The following is a 15,698-nucleotide window of genomic DNA, read 5'->3' as shown; positions in this document are numbered from 1 at the left end:
GCCGCGCGTCGGCTTCGGCTAGACCGGGCGTCATGACCCCATTCGACACGCCCTCGCCGAACTTCGACGAGCGACGGCTGCCGATCGATATGATCGTCCTCCATTACACCGGCATGCCCGACGGGCCCTCGGCGCTGGCGCGGCTGCGCGACCCGGCGGCGAAGGTATCGGCGCATTATCTGGTCGAGGAAGACGGGTCGGTGTTCCGCCTGGTCGACGAGAGCAAGCGCGCCTGGCACGCCGGCGCGTCGCACTGGCGCGGCTGCACCGACGTCAATTCGGCGAGCATCGGCATCGAGATCGTCAATCCCGGCCATGAATGGGGCTATCGCGACTTTCCGGAGCCGCAGGTCGCCGCGGTGATCCGCTTGGTCGCGGAGATCAAGGAGCGTTATGCGATCACCCGCGGCAACGTCGTCGGTCATTCCGACATCGCGCCGACCCGCAAGCGCGATCCGGGCGAGCGCTTTCCCTGGGGGCGGCTGGCGCGACTGCGGCTGGCGCTGCCCCGGCCGACGCAGAAGCTGCTCGACCCGATGTGGACGCAGGCCGGCTTCCTGCTCGCGCTCGAACGCTTCGGCTATGACGTCACCGATCCGCTTGCCGCGACGATCGCCTTTCAGCGCCGGTTCCGCCCCGAACTGATCGATGGCGAGATCGATGCCGAATGCCGCATGATCCTGCTCGCGCTGCTGCTTCCCAAGCCGCAGGGGGACGAGTAAGGGGGGCGGGCCAGAGGGTCGGGCGGCCGCGTCGCGCAGCAATGCGCGCCGAGGAAAGTCCGGGCTCCGCGGAACGACGGTGCCGGGTAACGCCCGGCGGGGGCGACCCCAGGGACAGTGCCACAGAGAGCAGACCGCCTGCCGTTCACGGCAGGTAAGGGTGAAAGGGTGCGGCAAGAGCGCACCGCGCGGTCGGTAACGGCAGCGGCACGGCAAACCCCACCGGGAGCAAGACCGAATAGAGGCGGCATGGCGCACGACAACGCGCGCCGGGGTGTGTTCCCACCCGCTGCCCGGGTTGGTTGCTGGAGACGGCGCGCAAGCGTCGTCCGAGAGGAATGGTCGCCTATCTTCCCGGCAACGGGAGGGGGACAGAACCCGGCTTACAGACCCTCTGGCAAACGCTTCTGCGGCGGGGCACGATCGGCCCGCCAGAGGGGGAGATTCGGGCATGAACAGGATGTGGGCCGCGGCCGCGCTGATCGCGGTGGCCGGGCAGTCGACGGCGCAGCAGGCCGCGCGCACGGTGCAGCAGGATTTCGACGCCGCCGAAGCACTCGATGCCGGCACCGACACGGCCGCCGCGCTGGCCGCCTGGCAGGCGCTGGAGCAGCGGGTTCGCGATCGTCCGCGCAGCCGTGCGATCGTGCTGGTCCGCAAGAGTGCGGCGCTGCTCGCGCTCGACCGCAAGGACGAGGCGGTTGCCGCCGCGCAGGCCGGGCTCGCCATCCTGCCCGCCGACGATGCCTCGCTGCGGGCAGACCGATTTCAGGCGAGCTTCAATCTGGGCCGGATCGCGATGACCAGCCTGGACTATGCGACGGCGGCAGACTGGTTCGCGAAAGCGGGAGCCACCGCCGACAGCGCGCGTGACAAGATCGTCGCCGCCTTGAGCCTGGTGCAGACCGCGACCTTCACCGATCCCGCGGCGGCGGCGGCGGCACAGACCCGCCTCGACGGCCTTGTCGCGTCGGCGAAACTGGACCGCGCGGCGCTGGGCACGATCGCCGAGGCGAAAGGGATACTGTCGCTGAACCGCGGCGACATACCGGCGGCGCAGGCGACGTTCCGGGATGCCGTGCGCGCGTTCGGCGGGATCAACTCGAACATGATCGACCTCCACGACGTGTCGGTCCGTTCGGATGCCGCCATCGCCTATCTGCTCGGCGGCAACGAGGATGAGGCGCGGCGCTATGTCGCGCTGACCGGCGCCGGGGCGAAGTCGATCGGCCTGATCGATCCCGGCGTCGCGATGGTCCCGCCAGACTGTGGCGGCGAGGAGGGGCTGAAGCCCAACGACATGGCGGTGGTCGAATTCTCGATCGCCGACGACGGCACGGCACGCGGCGTGCGGCCGATCTACGCCGCCGGCGGCGGCAAGGTCGCGCTCGCCTTCGCCCAGGCGGTGCGGCAATGGTCGTGGATCCCCGACCAGGTCAAATCGATGCCGACCTTTCTGCGCTACAATGCGCGGGTCGAGATGCGCTGCAACCTCGCCTTTCCACGTCCCTCGATCAACGACCAGCTCGAGGCCGAGTTGATCGCCTGGGGACGCGGCAAGGGGCTGAGCTTCGCCGACCGGCCCGATTCGCCGGCGACGGCGATCGTGGCACAGCGGCAGACGCTGAAGGATGCGGCGAGCGGGGGCGACAGTCTGGCGACGCTGCCGGCGCTGTTCGCGCTGATCCGTAATCCCGTCGTGCCGCGCGACGAGCGCGGACCGGCGGCGCGACGGGCGCTGGCGATCGCCGTCGCCAACGGCGCCCCGGCGACGGCGCGGCTCGACCTCGACCTAGAGGCGCGGACCGCGACCGCGGCCGACCTCTACCGCCGCGGCAATTTCCGCCGGATCGTCGAACCGATGCTGGGCGAGGCGCCCTATGCCAGCGATCCGCAGGCCCGCGCGGCGCTCCGGCTGCTGCTCGCCGACCGCGAGAGCGACCGCGACCGTCGCGACGTGATCCTGCAACAGGTGGCGCAGGACAAGGCGCTGGCGGCGGCCGATCCGCTCAAGGTCGGGGCGCTGATCCGCCTTGCATCGCTGGCGCAGGAGCGCGGCGATCTGGAAGCGGCGCGAACCACCTTCGCCGCTTCGGGCCTTGCCGCCAATCAATGCGCGCTGATCGACAAGCCGCCCCAGTTCGCCCATGCCGGCGGCACCTATCCCCGGGAGGCGCAGCGCTGGGGCATGAGCGGCTGGACGCGGACCCAGTTCGACGTCGATCCGGACGGTCGCGTCCTCAACGAGCGGGCGATCATCTCCTATCCGCCGTTCGTCTTCACCAAGGCGGGCGTCGATACGATCCGCACCGCGCGTTTCTCCAAGACCTACCGGCCTGACGGCAGCCTCGGCTGCGGGGCGCTGACCAAGGGCGTCCGCTTCAGCCTGTAGACGCCAGTCCCGCTTGCGCGCCGTCTCCGATCGCCTATGTCGCAGATGAGATGGCGCGCAGCACGACACGATCGAACGACTGGGGTTTTCCACGCTGGCGGGGCTATGGCTCCGGCCGGGAGGCGACGACGGTTCGCCTGTGCGACCGGCACGGCTGCGACAAGCCGGGCGACTGTCCCGCGCCCAAATCGCCCAACAGCCCCGATCGCTGGTATTTCTGCATCGACCATGCCGCCGAATACAATCGCGGCTGGAATTACTTCGAGGGCCTGTCGGCAGAGGAGGCGGCGGCGCGCGAGGCGTCGGAAAGCCGCACCGCCTCCGGCTATGCCCATGCCAACCATTATGCCTGGGGTGGCCCTGGCGACGGCAGTCGCTCGCGCGACGAGATGCATGCGCTCGACGCGCTGGGGTTGGAGAGCGACGCGGATTTCGAGGCGGTCAAGGGTGCCTGGCGACGGCTCGCCAAGGAAAATCATCCCGACGTGCGCCCCGGCGACGCCGATGCCGCGGTCCGCTTCCAGGCGGTACAGGCCGCCTATGAGGTGCTCAAGGCGGCGGAGGATGGGCGGACGTGGCGCCCCCGATGAAGGAGATCGCCGCCCATTGGGACGGCGCGGTGCTGGTCTGCGGCAAATGCACCAGGAAGGTCGACGGCGGGTTCGGGCGCAAGGGCCGCACGCCGCTGGCCAAGCTGCTGCGCAAGGTGCTCGGCCTGAAGAAGGGGCGCAAGGCGCCGCTCGGCGTCGTCGAGACGCGCTGTCTGGGGCTGTGCCCGCGCGATGCGGTGGCGGTGATCGACGCGCGGGCGCCGGATCGTTGGCTGGTCGTGCCCAAAGGCTCGGACGTGACCGCATTGGCGCTGCGGATCGCGCCCTAAAACCAAACGCCATTCAGCATCGCAAACTTTGGAACCGACCTGCCGTCATTCCCGCGGAGGCGCGAATCCAGACGCGCGGAGGCCGCTGTAGAGCCGTGACGTCAGGGTTCTGGATCCCCGCCTCCGCGGGGATGACGAAGCATGGCCTGCCATGCCGAGTGTCGATCGCCCTAGCGGGGCGCGGCGCTGGTCAGGCGTAACGGGTCGCGGTCTCGCGGATCAGCGCGATCATGTTCGGGATGCCCTGCGTCCGGTTCGAGCTCAGCTGGTTCCTGAGATCGAACGGCGCCAGCTCCGCCGCGATGTCGGTCGCCACGATCTGCGCGGGCGCGCGGTCCTGCACGGTCAGCAGCACCAGTGCGATGATCCCCTTGGTGATCGCGGCATTGGAATCGGCGAGGAAATGCAGCGTGCCGTCGTCGCGGACGGTGGGATAGACCCAGACGGAGGCGGAACAGCCCCGCACCAGCGTCGCCTCAGTCTTCAGCGCGTCCGGCATCGGCTCCAAGGCGCGGCCGAGGTCGATCAGCAGCCGGTAGCGGTCGTCGGGATCGAGGAAGTCATATTCGTCGCGGACGTCGGCGATGCTGGTCATGGGCGGTGCGGTACAGGGGCGGGACGGGCAGGGCAAACGATCATGCTGGCGCCTTCCCGCATCCCTGTCGTAGTGCCGGCCCCCGCATCAGCCAGCCGGCTGGAACCTTCAGGTGCGGGGAGAATCGCGGTTACAGGTCGACCCCGGCCGCGATCGCTTCCAGCTTCTTGATCCGCTCCTTGAGGTCGGCGATCTCGATCCGCGAGCCGGCCGACGGCACGGGGGGCGCCTGTTCGTGCGCCTGGTCGAGCTGCTGGTGCTTGAACGCCAGCCAGCTGCGCCAGCCGGACAGGCCTGCGGTGGTCACCATGCCCAGACCGGCGAGGCCGGACAGCGATACGGTCAGATACACGATATCGGGATTGGTCATGTCCGCCTCCTTCAGCGGTCGCGCAGCCGGTCGATCTCGCGATCGAGGTCGATGCTGCTGCGATTGTCGGTGATGACGCGTTCCAGCACCTGGACGCGTTCCTTGAGGATGCGCACCTCGTCATAGAGGCGCCTGGTTTCGTCGATCGGGGGGCGTGGGGCGTCGACGCTGTTTCGGGCTATCGACCGCACCGCCATCACGATGCCGAACACCACCAGCGCCACGACTGCGACGATCACTTCGGCAGGGTTCATGGTCCAATGCTCCTCAATTCGCCTGGATGCGGAGTTGGTCGATCCTGTCGGACAGGTCCGCGCCGCGATCGGTGGCGATCCGCTCCAGCACCCGCACCCGCGCCTCCAGACGCTCGACATGCGCCGCATATTGCGCCGCTTTCTCCGCGGTCTGGGCGTTGAGCGCGCCGGCCATCGTCTCCTTGTGCTTCAGCCAGCGCTTGAACATCTCCGAACCGATGCCGAGGATCACGGGCAGGCCGACGATCACGAAGGCGAGCATGAAGATGGTGAAGCCGTTCATCAGCGCAGCCTTTCGATTTCGCGGTCGAGCCGGTGCGCGCCGTCGGTGACGATCCGCTCCACATTGGCGAGCCGTTCCTGCAACCGGTCGATCTGGCCGACGCGCTGGGTGTTCTCGGCATCGAGCAGCTGGATGCCGCGGCGCGCCTCGATGTCCGGGGCGGCGATGGCTTGGCGGACCTTGCGGCGGCCGTACCATTGGATAGCGAGCGTGATCACCGATCCGATGATCATGCAGATGACGTGGTCGGGACCCATGACGGCTGTCCTTTACCGGTCGCGGAGCGCTTCGATCTCGCGAGCGGTACGCTCGGCAGGATCGGTGGCGATGCGTTCGAGGACGGCGATCCGCTCCTCCAAGCGGCTGACTTGGCCGGTCAGCTTGTCGTTCTCGTTGGTGAGCAGCATGATCTTGCGCTCCGCCTCGATGTCGCCGGTCGCTTCGGCATAGCGCCCGCGGCGGCGGCTGCGGCGACCTTCCTCGTCGATCGGGTAGCCGTGCTTGGCCTTGACCCAGGTGGTGAAGGCATGCCGCGCCGAAATCGCGCCGACCACACCCACCGGAACCATCCAACCCATGTCCATGTGAACTCTCCCCTTCAGACGCCCCGCGAGCGACGGCTCAGCGCAGGCTGTCGATTTCCTCGGCCAGCCGGCTGTTGCGGCTGGTATAGTGCAACTCGATGTCGGCGAGCCGGCGATCGATGTCGCGGAACTTGCTGCGCACCTCGGCGGTCGACCGCTTGGGATTGCTGCGCACGCCCTGCCAGAACTTCTCGTCGTGCTCGTCCTGATACAGGTCGATCGGCTTGTTGTCGGCGACCCAGGCGATCACGAAATAGGCGACGACGATCCACCATTGCTGGGCGATCAGCGTCATGCCGGCGACGCCCAGGCGGACCCACATCGGGTCGGTGCCGATATAATCGGCGATCCCCGAACACACGCCCTTCCACTTGCCGTTCTGCGGATCGAGGTAGAATTTGGTGCGGCTGCCGGACATCTCAGTTCCTCCGATCGAGCTGGTAGTTGGACGCGGCGTAGGACGATTGCGACAGCGGTGGCTGCGGCGCGTTCAGTCCCGGCTTCCAGTCCGGATTGTCGGCGGCGACGATCCGCTCCACGGTGTTGAGCCGGTCTTCGAGGCGACGGGCCAGGTTATACATTTCGTCGAGCAGCCGCTCGTCCTCGTCGGTGATCTTCGGCGCCTGCTTCCACTTCGTGATGTAGTGGAAGATGACCCAGGGTAAGCCGATGAAGATCGCCGGAATGACGATGATTTCAGACCCCATCTCAGCCCTCCTGTCCGCTGCGGTTGCTCAGCCGCGCCTTCAGCGCCGCCAGTTCGGCATCGACCTTGTCGCTCTGGCGCAGTTCGGCGATTTCCTCTTCGAGCGTCTTCGTGACACCCAGGCCAAGCGCCTCGGCGCGACCCTCGGCATCGTCGACGCGGCGTTCCAGGACGTCGAAGCGGCTGAACGCTTCGTTGGTCTTGGGACCGGCGTACATCTCGCGCAGGCGGAAGCGGTTGTTGGCGCTTTCCAGCCGCGTCTGAACGTTGGCCTGCTTGGTCCGCGCCTCGGTCAGCTTCTTCTGCAGCTTGGCGATGTCCTCTTCCGACGCGCGCAGCGCATCGTCGAGCACCTGCACCTCGGCCTTCAGCTGGTCGGCCATGTCGACCGCCTTCTGCTTCTCGACCAGCGCCGCCTTGGCCAGATCCTCGCGGTCCTTCGAAAGCGCCAGTTCGGCCTTCTCGGTCCAGTTCGCCTGCAGCTGCTCCAGCTTGAGGATGTGGCGCCGCATTTCCTTCTGATCGGCGATGGTGCGGGCCGCGGACGCGCGGACCTCGACCAGCGTCTCCTCCATCTCGAGGATGATCATCCGGATCATCTTCGCCGGGTCTTCTGCCTTTTCCAGCAGGTCGGCGAAGTTGGCGGCGACGATGTCGCGGGTGCGGGAGAAAATGCCCATCGGTACTGATGCTCCTGGAAAATGGGACCGGGGCGGGCGAGGGAAACGAGCCCGCCCCGGGTCGCCGCCTTACGCCGTCTGGCGGGCGGCGGACACGGTGGCCGCGTGATGCGTCGCCGCCGGACCCACCGCACCCGCCACGCAGGTGGCGCTGAAGACGATGGTGCAGGCGATGGCGGCGATGGTGCGGCCGATGTCGGACTTGAACATGGAAACCTCCTGAATTCTGAACCTTGGTGCCGCCTGCTTGGCGGCTTGCCCAAGGCATTGCAGGAGGCGTGCCAATTCCGAAAACGGCTGATTTGCGCGGTTTTCTGGTGTGGTATCCGCATGAACCACATATGAACGCTTGCGGACCATTGGGATTTTGCGCCAAGAGTTGGCAATGCAGCGCACTACCCAGGTCATCGGCCAATCCGGCGCCTTTCTCGACGCGCTCGAGCGCGCCAGCCGCGCCGCGGCGCTCGACCGCCCAGTGCTGGTGATCGGCGAACGGGGCACGGGCAAGGAGTTGGTCGCCGAGCGCCTGCATCGGCTCAGCCCGCGCTGGGATCAGCCGCTGGTGATCATGAATTGCGCGGCGCTGCCCGAGACGCTGATCGAGGCGGAATTGTTCGGGCACGAATCCGGCGCCTTCACCGGCGCGACCAAGGCGCGCGCCGGCCGCTTCGAGGAAGCGGATGGCGGCACCCTGTTCCTCGACGAGCTCGGCACCTTGTCGATGGCGGCGCAGGATCGGCTGCTGCGCGCGGTGGAATATGGTGAGGTGACGCGCATCGGATCGAGCCGGCCGCTGCGCGTCGACGTCCGCATCGTCGCGGCGACCAACGAGCATCTGCCCGACAAGGTCGATCGGCATGAATTTCGTGCCGATCTGCTCGACCGTTTGAGCTTCGAGGTGGTGACGCTGCCGCCGCTGCGCGCCCGTTCGGGGGACATACCGGTGCTCGCCGACCATTTCGGCCGGCGCATGGCCTCGGAGATCGGCTGGGACCGCTGGCCCGGCTTCGGGCCGCGGGCGCTCGACGCGCTGATGACGCATCGCTGGCCGGGCAATGTGCGCGAATTGCGCAACGTCGTCGAGCGCGCCGTCTACCGTTGGGCGGGGGAGGGGCCGGTTGATTCGATCGAGATCGACCCCTTCGCCTCGCCCTATCGGCCGCAGGGGGTGCACGGCGGGGCCCCGCGCCCGGCCGCCCCGGCGCCGTCCGGGGAGACGCCGTCCGCGGCACCGCCTCGTGCCGAGCCGGAGGACAGCCCGGTCGCCGCCTGCGACGCCGGCCCATCGGATTTCAAGTCGCGCGTCGCGCGGTTCGAGCGCGAGCTGCTCGCCCGGGCGCTGGCGGAGCACCGCTTCAACCAGCGCGCCACCGCCGATTCGCTCGGGCTGACCTACGATCAGTTGCGTCATGCGCTGCGGCGGCACGACCTGATCAACGCGGGGGGGTGAGCTACCCCTTCGCCGGGATGACGAAGGATCGGTGCAGTACCCGCACACATCATCACGCTTGCGTAACGGCGCGGGAGCATTACCCCGCCTGCTGCGTTGACGGGCGCGAACCCCGTTCCATCTCAGGAGGCCCAAAGCCATGGCATTCGAACTGCCGCCGCTCCCCTACGACTATGACGCGCTGGAACCGGTCATCTCTAAGGAGACGATGACCTTCCACCACGACAAGCATCACGCGGCCTATACCGCCAAGCTCAACGAGGGCGTCGAGAAGGACGCGTCGCTCGCCGGCAAGTCGATCGAGGACATCCTCGCCAACATCTCGTCGCAGCCGCCGCTCGTCCGCAACAATGGTGGCGGCTATTGGAACCACGACTTCTTCTGGAAGATCATGGCGCCCAAGGGGTCGACCCAGCCATCGGGCGCGCTGAAGGAGGCGATCGACGCCTATGGCGGGCTCGACCAGCTGAAGGAGGACTTCAACACCAAGGGCGCGGGCCAGTTCGGTTCGGGCTGGGCCTGGGTGATCAAGACCGCCGACGGTAAGCTCAAGGTCACCTCGACGCCGAACCAGGACAATCCGCTGATGGATGTGGTCGAGGACCGCGGCACGCCGATCCTCGGCAATGACGTGTGGGAACACGCCTATTACCTGACCTACAAGAACGATCGCCCCGGCTACCTCAAGGCCTGGTGGGACATCGTCAACTGGGACGAGGCGGGCAAGCGGTTCGACGCCGCCTGACGCTCGTCAAGCCAATTGAATGGAGGGCGCTGCCGGCGACGGTGGCGCCTTTCGCGTTTTCCGCCCGGTCCCGACTAGCGCATCCACCATAGGCCGTTAGTGCAACGATACCAGGAACAGGGCCGATACGGACACGTTGCCGTGCCATCATTCCCACCGGTTCGCGCCCGCTGATGGACGTGCCGGCCAGAAGGAGGAGACGCATGACGGTTCATCAGCCCATTCAGCCAGCCACCAATCGTCGCCTTCCAGCCGCGGCGGAGGCGGAGCGGCCGCGTCCGGTCGCGCTCGCCCGGCGGTTGGCGGCGGAAGCGATCGGCACCTTCTGGCTGGTGCTCGGCGGCTGCGGTGCGGCCGTGGTCGCGGCGGGGGCGGGCGTACCGGGTAGCATCGGCATGGCCGGCGTCGCGCTCGCCTTCGGCCTGACCGTCTTCACCATGGCTTTCGCCGTCGGCTTCATCTCGGGCGGGCATTTCAACCCGGCGGTGAGCATCGGCCTGACCGTCGCCGGGCGCTTCGCGGCGCGCGATCTACCCGGCTATGTCGCGGCGCAGCTGGTCGGCGCGATCCTCGCCAGTGCCGCGCTCGCCGTCCTCGCTGGCGGCGCGCCGGGCTTCGACCTCGTCGCCAGCGGCTTCGCCGCCAACGGCTATGGCGCGCATTCGCCCGGTCACTACAGCATGGCGACGGCGTTTCTGGCAGAGGCGCTGCTGACCGCAGGCTTTTTGATCGTCATCCTCGGTGCCACCGACCAGCGCTCGTCCGGCCCGTTCGCGCCGCTGTCGATCGGTCTGGCGCTGACGCTGATCCATCTGATCTCGATCCCGATCGACAACACCTCGGTCAATCCGGCGCGCAGCACCGGACCGGCGCTGTTCATGGGCGGCTGGGCGCTGTCGCAGCTGTGGCTGTTCTGGATTGCACCGATTGCCGGGGCGGCGGTGGCAGGGCTCAGCGCACGCTGGCTGTTCGCTCACAAGCGCGAGGATCAGTCGCCGGGGCCGATCAGCGATCAGCCGGTCGAGCGCCTGATCGACGACGGCCGCGTCACGATGGTCTGACTGCCCAGCCGCCGCGGGTCATTCCTGCGGCGGCACGGCCGTGGCCGCGTCTTCGGTGGTCAGGCCGTGGCGCAGCAGCATCGGCACGTTGGCGAAGGCGAACAGCAAGGTCAGCGGGATCGCCCCCCACAGCTTGAAGCCGACCCAGAAATCCCAGCTGGTCGAACGCCATACCGTCTCGTTCAGCGCCGCCATGAACAGGAAGAACAGCGCCCAGTTGCGGGTCAGCTTGCGCCACCCTTCCGCCGTCAGGCCGGGATAGGCAGCGCCGAGCAGCCCCTCGAGCAACGGTCGCCCGCTGAGCAGGCCATAGCCGAGCACCGCGGCGAACATCGCATAGACGAAGGTCGGCTTCATCTGGATGAACTTGGGGTCGTGGAACCAGACGGTCAGCCCGCCGAAGATCACCACGAAGGCGCCGGAGATCCACAGCATCGGCGACACCCTGCCGAGCTTCACCCGCGACACGACCATCGCCACCACCGTCGCGAGCACGAAGGCGACCGTGGCGACGACGACCCGCGCGATCACCAGCGCGCCGGCGCGGTCCAGGTCCGACAGGAAGCCGGTCGACGCGCCGACCAGCCGCATCGCCAGGGCGGAGGGAAACAGGAAATTGGCGGCGAAGAAGACGAGCAAAGGCCCGTACTCCACGCCTAGGCGAACGCCGGGGGAGCCCTTTTGCGTCATGCAATAGCGTCCTTCGCCGTCGCCCGGAATCCCGTCCTGGTCACGCAACCCAAGGTCATCACTTGCGCACTCCCGCATCGACGCCGGCGATGATCCGGCTGACCTCATGGGGATCGAAGGGTCTGAGGTCCGTCATCCCCTCACCGACGCCGATCGCATGGATCGGCAGGCCGTATTTCTCCGCCGCGGCCACCAGCACGCCGCCGCGCGCCGTGCCGTCGAGCTTGGTCATGACGAGGCCGGTCACCCCCGCCACCTCCTTGAACACCTCGATCTGGCTGAGTGCATTCTGGCCGGTGGTCGCGTCGAGCACGAGCACCACGTCATGCGGGCTGGCCGGGTTGATCCGGCCCAGCACGCGGCGGATCTTGGCCAGCTCGTCCATCAGCTCGCGCTTGTTCTGTAGCCGGCCGGCGGTGTCGACGATCAGCACGTCGATACCGGTCTCCGTCGCCTTCTTGACCGCATCCCACACCACGCCCGCCGCATCGCCGCCTTCCGGCCCGGTGACGATCGGCACGCCGACCCGCTCCGCCCAGGTGGCGAGCTGGCCGATCGCCGCCGCGCGGAACGTGTCGCCCGCCGCCAGCATCACGCCATAGTCCTGCTCCATCAGCAGATGGGCGAGCTTGGCGATCGTCGTCGTCTTGCCCGATCCGTTGACGCCGATCACCAGGATCACCTGCGGGCGCGGGAATGCCTCGATCTCCAGCGGCGTCGCGACCCTGGCGAGCGCTTTCTCCACTTCCTCGGCGACCACCAGGCGGATGCCCAATTCCTCCATGTTGCGCTCGAACGTCCCCTCGGCCAGCCGGGTGCGGATGCGACCGGCGGTCTCCGGGCCGAGGTCGGAGGCGATCAGCGCCTCCTCGATATCGTCCAGCGTCGCCTCGTCGAGCCGCGCGCCGCCCAAGCCGGCGAGGTTGCCGACCAGCCGGTCCGACGTCTTGCGAAAGCCGCCGAGCAGACGCTCGTGCCAGGATGGGGTGGTGCTCATGCGATATGTCCGGTGAGGTGGATGTCGGTGGCGGCAGCGATGCGGGCCTTAACGATGGTGCCGGCCTCTGCGTGCCCGATGAAGGTGACGTCGGCGAAATTCCCGGCATGGCCGCGATTGCCGGGGTGTTCGGCGAGCACGTCCTGAGTCGTGCCGACCAGCGTGCGCAGCCACGCCGCCTTGCGCTGCGCCGCCGCCGCGCGCAGCCGTTCCGCGCGAGCCTTGATCGCTGCGGCATCGACCTGCGGCATCCGGGCGGCGGGCGTGCCGGCGCGTGGTGAAAAGGGGAAGATATGGGCGTGGACGATGTCCGCGTCGGCGATCAGCGCCAGCGTGTCGGCGGCCATCGCCTCGTCCTCCGTGGGGAAGCCGGCGATCAGGTCCGCACCGATCGCCAGCTCCGGCCGCCGCGTCTTCAGCCGGACGACCGTGTCGATCGCTTGGGCGCGGCTGTGGCGGCGCTTCATCCGCTTGAGGATCAGGTCGTTGCCCGCTTGGAAGGAGAGGTGGAGGTGCGGCATGACGCGGGCGTCGCCGGTGACGATCTCGGCCAGACGGTCGTCGATCTCGATCGAATCGAGCGACGACAGCCGCAGCCGCGCCAGCCCCGGCACATGCACCAGGATCCGCTCGACCAGCATGCCAAGGGTCGGACTGCCGGGCAGATCGTGGCCGTAACTGGTCAGGTCGACGCCGGTCAGCACCATCTCGCGATGGCCGTTCGCCACTAGATCGGCGATCCGCGCCACCACCGCACCGGCGGGGACGGAGCGGCTCGGCCCGCGGCCGAAGGGGATGGCGCAGAAGGTGCAGCGATGGTCGCAGCCATTCTGTACCTCGACGAAGGCACGGGCATGGGCGGGTAAGCTGGCGGCGAGGTGTGGCGCGGTTTCGCGCACCTGCATGATGTCGCCGACCACGACCGGCGTCGCGCTCATCCAGGCAGCCGGCGACAGTTTGTCGGCATTGCCGATCACCCGGTCGACCTCCGTCATGGCGGCGAAGCCGGCGGGATCGATCTGCGCTGCGCAGCCGGTGACGACCAGCTCGGCCGCCGGCCGCGCGCGCCGGGCGCGTCGGATCGCCGCCCGCGTCGCCTTGACCGCCGCGCCGGTCACCGCGCAGCTGTTGATCACGACCGTGTCGCGCCCGGCGACGAGCGCGCGGATCGTTTCGCTTTCGGCGATATTGAGGCGGCAGCCGAGGGAGATGACCTCTGGCGCGGGAGCGTTCATGCGCCGCGATCTAGTGGGGCGGGGGAGGTAAGTCCATGCGGTGCCGGTGATCGCCTGCGCTGCGCCATCTCCCCATGCGTCATCCCGGCGGAAGCCGGGACTTATGGAGACGGGACGGTGGCAAGCTTTCGAGTCCCTCGGGCCGGACGCGACCATGGGTCCCTGCTTCCGCCGGGATGACGAAGGAAGGTATGGGCGGCGCCCCCCGACCCCGACCGTCATTCCCGCGCAGGCGGGAATCCAGACTGGTTGGCCGTGCGGCTCTATCCACAACGTCGCGTTTCTGGATCCCCGCCTCCGCGGGGATGACGAGGAGTTGCGAGAGCGGAGCTGGCACGGCAGCACGCACCGGCAGCCCACCCGGAGACTTGCCTTCCTCGCCGTTTTCCCCTAAGCGGCCCCTTCGTTCCGGTTGCGGAGCGTGAAAGGCAAGCGCCATGAGCGCACGCCGGCCGACGAGGTTTCGTCCGCCGGCGTCTTTTGCGTTGCGTGATACAGTAGAAGGTTTCGCGGCGATGTTCGACAGTCTCAGCGACCGGCTTGGCGGCGTCTTTGACCGTCTGCGTGGCCGTGGCGCGCTGACCGAGGCCGACGTGCGGGCCGCGATGCGCGAGGTGCGCGTCGCGCTGCTCGAGGCGGACGTCGCGCTGCCGGTGGCGCGCAGCTTCGTCGACAAGGTCACCGAGGAAGCGGTCGGCCAGAACGTGCTGCGCTCGATCACGCCGGGGCAGCAGGTCGTCAAGATCGTCAATGACGCGCTGGTCGAGATGCTCGGCGGCGACGATCCGCAGGGCGCCGAACTGCAGCTGGCGGTGACGCCGCCGGCGGTGGTGATGATGGTCGGCCTGCAGGGTTCGGGCAAGACGACGACGACCGCCAAGATCGCCAAGCGCTTGAGTGCGGGCGCGATGGGGCGCGATCGCAAGAAGGTGCTGATGGCGTCGCTCGACGTCAATCGCCCGGCCGCGCAGGAGCAGCTGGCGACGCTCGGCACCCAGATCGAGGTGGCGACGCTGCCGATCGTCGCCGGCCAGCAGCCGGTCGACATCGCCCGCCGCGCGATGCAGGCGGCCAAGCTGCAGGGCTATGACGTCCTGATGCTCGACACCGCCGGTCGCCTGCACGTCGACCAGGCGCTGATGGACGAGATGAAGGCGGTGGCGGAGATCGCCACGCCGGACGAGATCCTGCTCGTCGTCGACTCGCTGACCGGCCAGGACGCGGTCAACGTCGCGACGAACTTCTCCGAACAGGTGCCGCTGACCGGCGTCGTGCTCACCCGCATGGACGGCGACGCCCGCGGCGGCGCGGCGCTGTCGATGCGCGCGGTCACCGGCAAGCCGATCAAATTCGCCGGCACCGGCGAGAAGATGGATGCGCTGGAGGCGTTCCACGCGTCGCGTGTCGCCGGCCGCATTCTCGGCATGGGCGACGTCGTCAGCCTGGTCGAGCGCGCCGCGGAGTCGATCCAGCAGGAAGACGCCGAGCGGATGTCGAAGCGGCTCCTGAAGGGCCAGTTCGACATGAACGACCTGCGTGGTCAGCTGCAGCAGATGCGCCGCATGGGCGGCCTCGGCGCGCTCGCCGGCATGATGCCCGGCATGAAGAAGGCGCAGAACGCCGTGGCGCAGGCCGGCGGCGACAAGGTGCTGATTCACATGGACGCGATGATCGGCTCGATGACGCTCAAGGAGCGCGCCAATCCGGCGCTGATCAACGCCAAGCGCAAGATCCGCATCGCCAAGGGTTCCGGCACCACGGTGCAGGAGGTCAACAAGCTCCTGAAGATGCACCTCGAAATGTCGACCGCCATGAAGAAGATCAAGAAGATGGGCGGGCTGAAGGGCATGATGGCGATGCTCGGCAAGGGCGGCCCGGCGGGCGGCCTCGGCGGTCTCGGCAATGCGATCGGCGGCGCCGACCTCGGCGAGATGATGAACAAGGCGGGCGGGGGGCTTCCCGGCCTCGGCGGCCCGGGGGGCGACGGCATGCCCAAGCTGCCGCCCGGCTTCGAGAATTTTCTTAAGAACAAGAAATAACTAACTGATTTAGCA

21 protein-coding genes and 1 other RNA gene are annotated in these 15,698 nt (G+C 68.2%); 9 read left to right on the top strand and 13 right to left on the bottom strand.

Annotation, left to right across the window (positions count from 1 at the left end; all coding sequences use genetic code 11):
* The first annotated feature begins 32 nt into the window (after window positions 1-32).
* The 5 genes from ACU5AX_RS03955 (at window position 33) to ACU5AX_RS03935 (ending at window position 3,994) form a co-directional block, all read left to right on the top strand.
* The gene (locus tag ACU5AX_RS03955) at window positions 33-722 is read left to right on the top strand and encodes an N-acetylmuramoyl-L-alanine amidase (RefSeq protein ID WP_446689745.1); all 690 of its coding nucleotides are present in this window, start codon (window positions 33-35) and stop codon (window positions 720-722) included.
* Between the two features lie 10 nt (window positions 723-732).
* An RNA gene (gene rnpB / locus ACU5AX_RS03950) (RNase P RNA component class A) lies at window positions 733-1,124 on the top strand.
* Window positions 1,125-1,173: 49 nt separating this feature from the next.
* Entirely contained in the window at window positions 1,174-3,114 is a 1,941-nt protein-coding gene (locus tag ACU5AX_RS03945; RefSeq protein ID WP_446689744.1) for an energy transducer TonB, read from the top strand.
* A 50-nt stretch (window positions 3,115-3,164) separates the two neighbouring features.
* Window positions 3,165-3,704: a J domain-containing protein gene (locus ACU5AX_RS03940; protein ID WP_446689743.1), complete on the top strand. Its 540-nt coding sequence runs from the start codon at window positions 3,165-3,167 to the stop codon at window positions 3,702-3,704.
* Window positions 3,689-3,994 (top strand): (2Fe-2S) ferredoxin domain-containing protein, encoded by a 306-nt coding sequence (locus tag ACU5AX_RS03935; RefSeq protein ID WP_446689742.1) that lies wholly within the window; start codon window positions 3,689-3,691, stop codon window positions 3,992-3,994. The genes ACU5AX_RS03940 and ACU5AX_RS03935 overlap by 16 nt, the downstream gene beginning before the upstream one ends.
* A gap of 190 nt (window positions 3,995-4,184) precedes the next feature.
* Here the strand turns inward: ACU5AX_RS03935 and ACU5AX_RS03930 are convergent, their stop codons facing one another.
* The 10 genes from ACU5AX_RS03930 to ACU5AX_RS03885 form a co-directional block, all read right to left on the bottom strand.
* On the bottom strand, window positions 4,185-4,589 hold the full coding sequence (locus ACU5AX_RS03930; RefSeq protein WP_446689741.1) for a SufE family protein: 405 nt from the start codon (window positions 4,587-4,589) through the stop codon (window positions 4,185-4,187).
* Between the two features lie 130 nt (window positions 4,590-4,719).
* Entirely contained in the window at window positions 4,720-4,959 is a 240-nt protein-coding gene (locus ACU5AX_RS03925) for a hypothetical protein (protein WP_198352655.1), read from the bottom strand.
* Between the two features lie 11 nt (window positions 4,960-4,970).
* Window positions 4,971-5,213, bottom strand: coding sequence for a hypothetical protein (locus ACU5AX_RS03920; RefSeq protein ID WP_446689740.1), 243 nt, complete (start codon window positions 5,211-5,213; stop codon window positions 4,971-4,973).
* 13 nt (window positions 5,214-5,226) lie between these two features.
* Window positions 5,227-5,496, bottom strand: a complete 270-nt coding sequence (locus tag ACU5AX_RS03915; protein WP_446689739.1) for a hypothetical protein — start codon at window positions 5,494-5,496, stop codon at window positions 5,227-5,229.
* Window positions 5,496-5,753 carry a hypothetical protein gene (locus tag ACU5AX_RS03910; RefSeq protein WP_446689738.1) on the bottom strand — a complete coding sequence of 86 codons (258 nt, stop codon included), beginning with the start codon at window positions 5,751-5,753 and terminating at the stop codon, window positions 5,496-5,498. The genes ACU5AX_RS03915 and ACU5AX_RS03910 overlap by 1 nt, the downstream gene beginning before the upstream one ends.
* 12 nt (window positions 5,754-5,765) lie before the next feature.
* Window positions 5,766-6,074 (bottom strand): hypothetical protein, encoded by a 309-nt coding sequence (locus tag ACU5AX_RS03905; protein WP_446690464.1) that lies wholly within the window; start codon window positions 6,072-6,074, stop codon window positions 5,766-5,768.
* Window positions 6,075-6,117: 43 nt separating this feature from the next.
* Complete coding sequence (gene pspC, locus ACU5AX_RS03900) at window positions 6,118-6,498, bottom strand: envelope stress response membrane protein PspC (RefSeq protein ID WP_198352659.1); 381 nt, start codon at window positions 6,496-6,498, stop codon at window positions 6,118-6,120.
* A gap of 1 nt (window position 6,499) precedes the next feature.
* Complete coding sequence (pspB, locus tag ACU5AX_RS03895) at window positions 6,500-6,787, bottom strand: envelope stress response membrane protein PspB (protein ID WP_198352660.1); 288 nt, start codon at window positions 6,785-6,787, stop codon at window positions 6,500-6,502.
* A 1-nt stretch (window position 6,788) separates the two neighbouring features.
* Complete coding sequence (pspA, locus tag ACU5AX_RS03890) at window positions 6,789-7,466, bottom strand: phage shock protein PspA (RefSeq protein ID WP_198352661.1); 678 nt, start codon at window positions 7,464-7,466, stop codon at window positions 6,789-6,791.
* A 69-nt stretch (window positions 7,467-7,535) separates the two neighbouring features.
* Entirely contained in the window at window positions 7,536-7,874 is a 339-nt protein-coding gene (locus ACU5AX_RS03885) for a hypothetical protein (RefSeq protein ID WP_446689737.1), read from the bottom strand.
* On the opposite strand from ACU5AX_RS03885, the gene pspF reads away from it, so the two are divergent.
* The 3 genes from pspF (at window position 7,852) to aqpZ (ending at window position 10,722) form a co-directional block, all read left to right on the top strand.
* Window positions 7,852-8,916: a phage shock protein operon transcriptional activator gene (gene pspF / locus ACU5AX_RS03880; RefSeq protein ID WP_446689736.1), complete on the top strand. Its 1,065-nt coding sequence runs from the start codon at window positions 7,852-7,854 to the stop codon at window positions 8,914-8,916. The genes ACU5AX_RS03885 and pspF overlap by 23 nt on opposite strands.
* Before the next feature lie 139 nt (window positions 8,917-9,055).
* Complete coding sequence (locus ACU5AX_RS03875) at window positions 9,056-9,661, top strand: superoxide dismutase (RefSeq protein ID WP_446689735.1); 606 nt, start codon at window positions 9,056-9,058, stop codon at window positions 9,659-9,661.
* Window positions 9,662-9,864: 203 nt separating this feature from the next.
* Window positions 9,865-10,722: an aquaporin Z gene (gene aqpZ / locus ACU5AX_RS03870; RefSeq protein WP_446689734.1), complete on the top strand. Its 858-nt coding sequence runs from the start codon at window positions 9,865-9,867 to the stop codon at window positions 10,720-10,722.
* A gap of 18 nt (window positions 10,723-10,740) precedes the next feature.
* On the opposite strand, the gene ACU5AX_RS03865 is transcribed toward aqpZ, so the two are convergent.
* The 3 genes from ACU5AX_RS03865 to mtaB are packed head-to-tail and all read right to left on the bottom strand — an operon-like array spanning window position 10,741 to window position 13,644.
* On the bottom strand, window positions 10,741-11,412 hold the full coding sequence (locus ACU5AX_RS03865; RefSeq protein ID WP_446689733.1) for a septation protein A: 672 nt from the start codon (window positions 11,410-11,412) through the stop codon (window positions 10,741-10,743).
* Between the two features lie 58 nt (window positions 11,413-11,470).
* Window positions 11,471-12,409: a signal recognition particle-docking protein FtsY gene (gene ftsY, locus ACU5AX_RS03860; protein WP_446689732.1), complete on the bottom strand. Its 939-nt coding sequence runs from the start codon at window positions 12,407-12,409 to the stop codon at window positions 11,471-11,473.
* Complete coding sequence (gene mtaB / locus ACU5AX_RS03855; protein ID WP_446689731.1) at window positions 12,406-13,644, bottom strand: tRNA (N(6)-L-threonylcarbamoyladenosine(37)-C(2))-methylthiotransferase MtaB; 1,239 nt, start codon at window positions 13,642-13,644, stop codon at window positions 12,406-12,408. Before mtaB ends, ftsY begins: the two co-directional genes overlap by 4 nt.
* A gap of 515 nt (window positions 13,645-14,159) precedes the next feature.
* Between mtaB and ffh the strand changes: the two genes are divergently transcribed.
* Window positions 14,160-15,683, top strand: a complete 1,524-nt coding sequence (gene ffh / locus ACU5AX_RS03850; RefSeq protein WP_446689730.1) for a signal recognition particle protein — start codon at window positions 14,160-14,162, stop codon at window positions 15,681-15,683.
* Window positions 15,684-15,698 lie beyond the last annotated feature (15 nt).

The sequence above is a fragment of the Sphingomonas benefaciens genome, assembly GCF_052907485.1.
This window is presented reverse-complemented; position numbering and strand designations above follow the sequence as displayed.

What these genes read in the sequence shown, in the direction of transcription:
- ACU5AX_RS03955 (WP_446689745.1), top strand. Translation starts at nt 33, where the DNA reads ATGACCCCATTCGACACGCCCTCGCCGAACTTCGACGAGCGACGGCTG.
- ACU5AX_RS03945 (WP_446689744.1), top strand. Translation starts at nt 1,174, where the DNA reads ATGAACAGGATGTGGGCCGCGGCCGCGCTGATCGCGGTGGCCGGGCAG.
- ACU5AX_RS03940 (WP_446689743.1), top strand. Translation starts at nt 3,165, where the DNA reads ATGGCGCGCAGCACGACACGATCGAACGACTGGGGTTTTCCACGCTGG.
- ACU5AX_RS03930 (WP_446689741.1), bottom strand. Translation starts at nt 4,589, where the DNA reads ATGACCAGCATCGCCGACGTCCGCGACGAATATGACTTCCTCGATCCC.
- ACU5AX_RS03925 (WP_198352655.1), bottom strand. Translation starts at nt 4,959, where the DNA reads ATGACCAATCCCGATATCGTGTATCTGACCGTATCGCTGTCCGGCCTC.
- ACU5AX_RS03920 (WP_446689740.1), bottom strand. Translation starts at nt 5,213, where the DNA reads ATGAACCCTGCCGAAGTGATCGTCGCAGTCGTGGCGCTGGTGGTGTTC.
- ACU5AX_RS03915 (WP_446689739.1), bottom strand. Translation starts at nt 5,496, where the DNA reads ATGAACGGCTTCACCATCTTCATGCTCGCCTTCGTGATCGTCGGCCTG.
- ACU5AX_RS03910 (WP_446689738.1), bottom strand. Translation starts at nt 5,753, where the DNA reads ATGGGTCCCGACCACGTCATCTGCATGATCATCGGATCGGTGATCACG.
- ACU5AX_RS03905 (WP_446690464.1), bottom strand. Translation starts at nt 6,074, where the DNA reads ATGGGTTGGATGGTTCCGGTGGGTGTGGTCGGCGCGATTTCGGCGCGG.
- pspC (WP_198352659.1), bottom strand. Translation starts at nt 6,498, where the DNA reads ATGTCCGGCAGCCGCACCAAATTCTACCTCGATCCGCAGAACGGCAAG.
- pspB (WP_198352660.1), bottom strand. Translation starts at nt 6,787, where the DNA reads ATGGGGTCTGAAATCATCGTCATTCCGGCGATCTTCATCGGCTTACCC.
- pspA (WP_198352661.1), bottom strand. Translation starts at nt 7,466, where the DNA reads ATGGGCATTTTCTCCCGCACCCGCGACATCGTCGCCGCCAACTTCGCC.
- pspF (WP_446689736.1), top strand. Translation starts at nt 7,852, where the DNA reads ATGCAGCGCACTACCCAGGTCATCGGCCAATCCGGCGCCTTTCTCGAC.
- ACU5AX_RS03885 (WP_446689737.1), bottom strand. Translation starts at nt 7,874, where the DNA reads ATGACCTGGGTAGTGCGCTGCATTGCCAACTCTTGGCGCAAAATCCCA.
- ACU5AX_RS03875 (WP_446689735.1), top strand. Translation starts at nt 9,056, where the DNA reads ATGGCATTCGAACTGCCGCCGCTCCCCTACGACTATGACGCGCTGGAA.
- aqpZ (WP_446689734.1), top strand. Translation starts at nt 9,865, where the DNA reads ATGACGGTTCATCAGCCCATTCAGCCAGCCACCAATCGTCGCCTTCCA.
- ACU5AX_RS03865 (WP_446689733.1), bottom strand. Translation starts at nt 11,412, where the DNA reads ATGACGCAAAAGGGCTCCCCCGGCGTTCGCCTAGGCGTGGAGTACGGG.
- ftsY (WP_446689732.1), bottom strand. Translation starts at nt 12,409, where the DNA reads ATGAGCACCACCCCATCCTGGCACGAGCGTCTGCTCGGCGGCTTTCGC.
- mtaB (WP_446689731.1), bottom strand. Translation starts at nt 13,644, where the DNA reads ATGAACGCTCCCGCGCCAGAGGTCATCTCCCTCGGCTGCCGCCTCAAT.
- ffh (WP_446689730.1), top strand. Translation starts at nt 14,160, where the DNA reads ATGTTCGACAGTCTCAGCGACCGGCTTGGCGGCGTCTTTGACCGTCTG.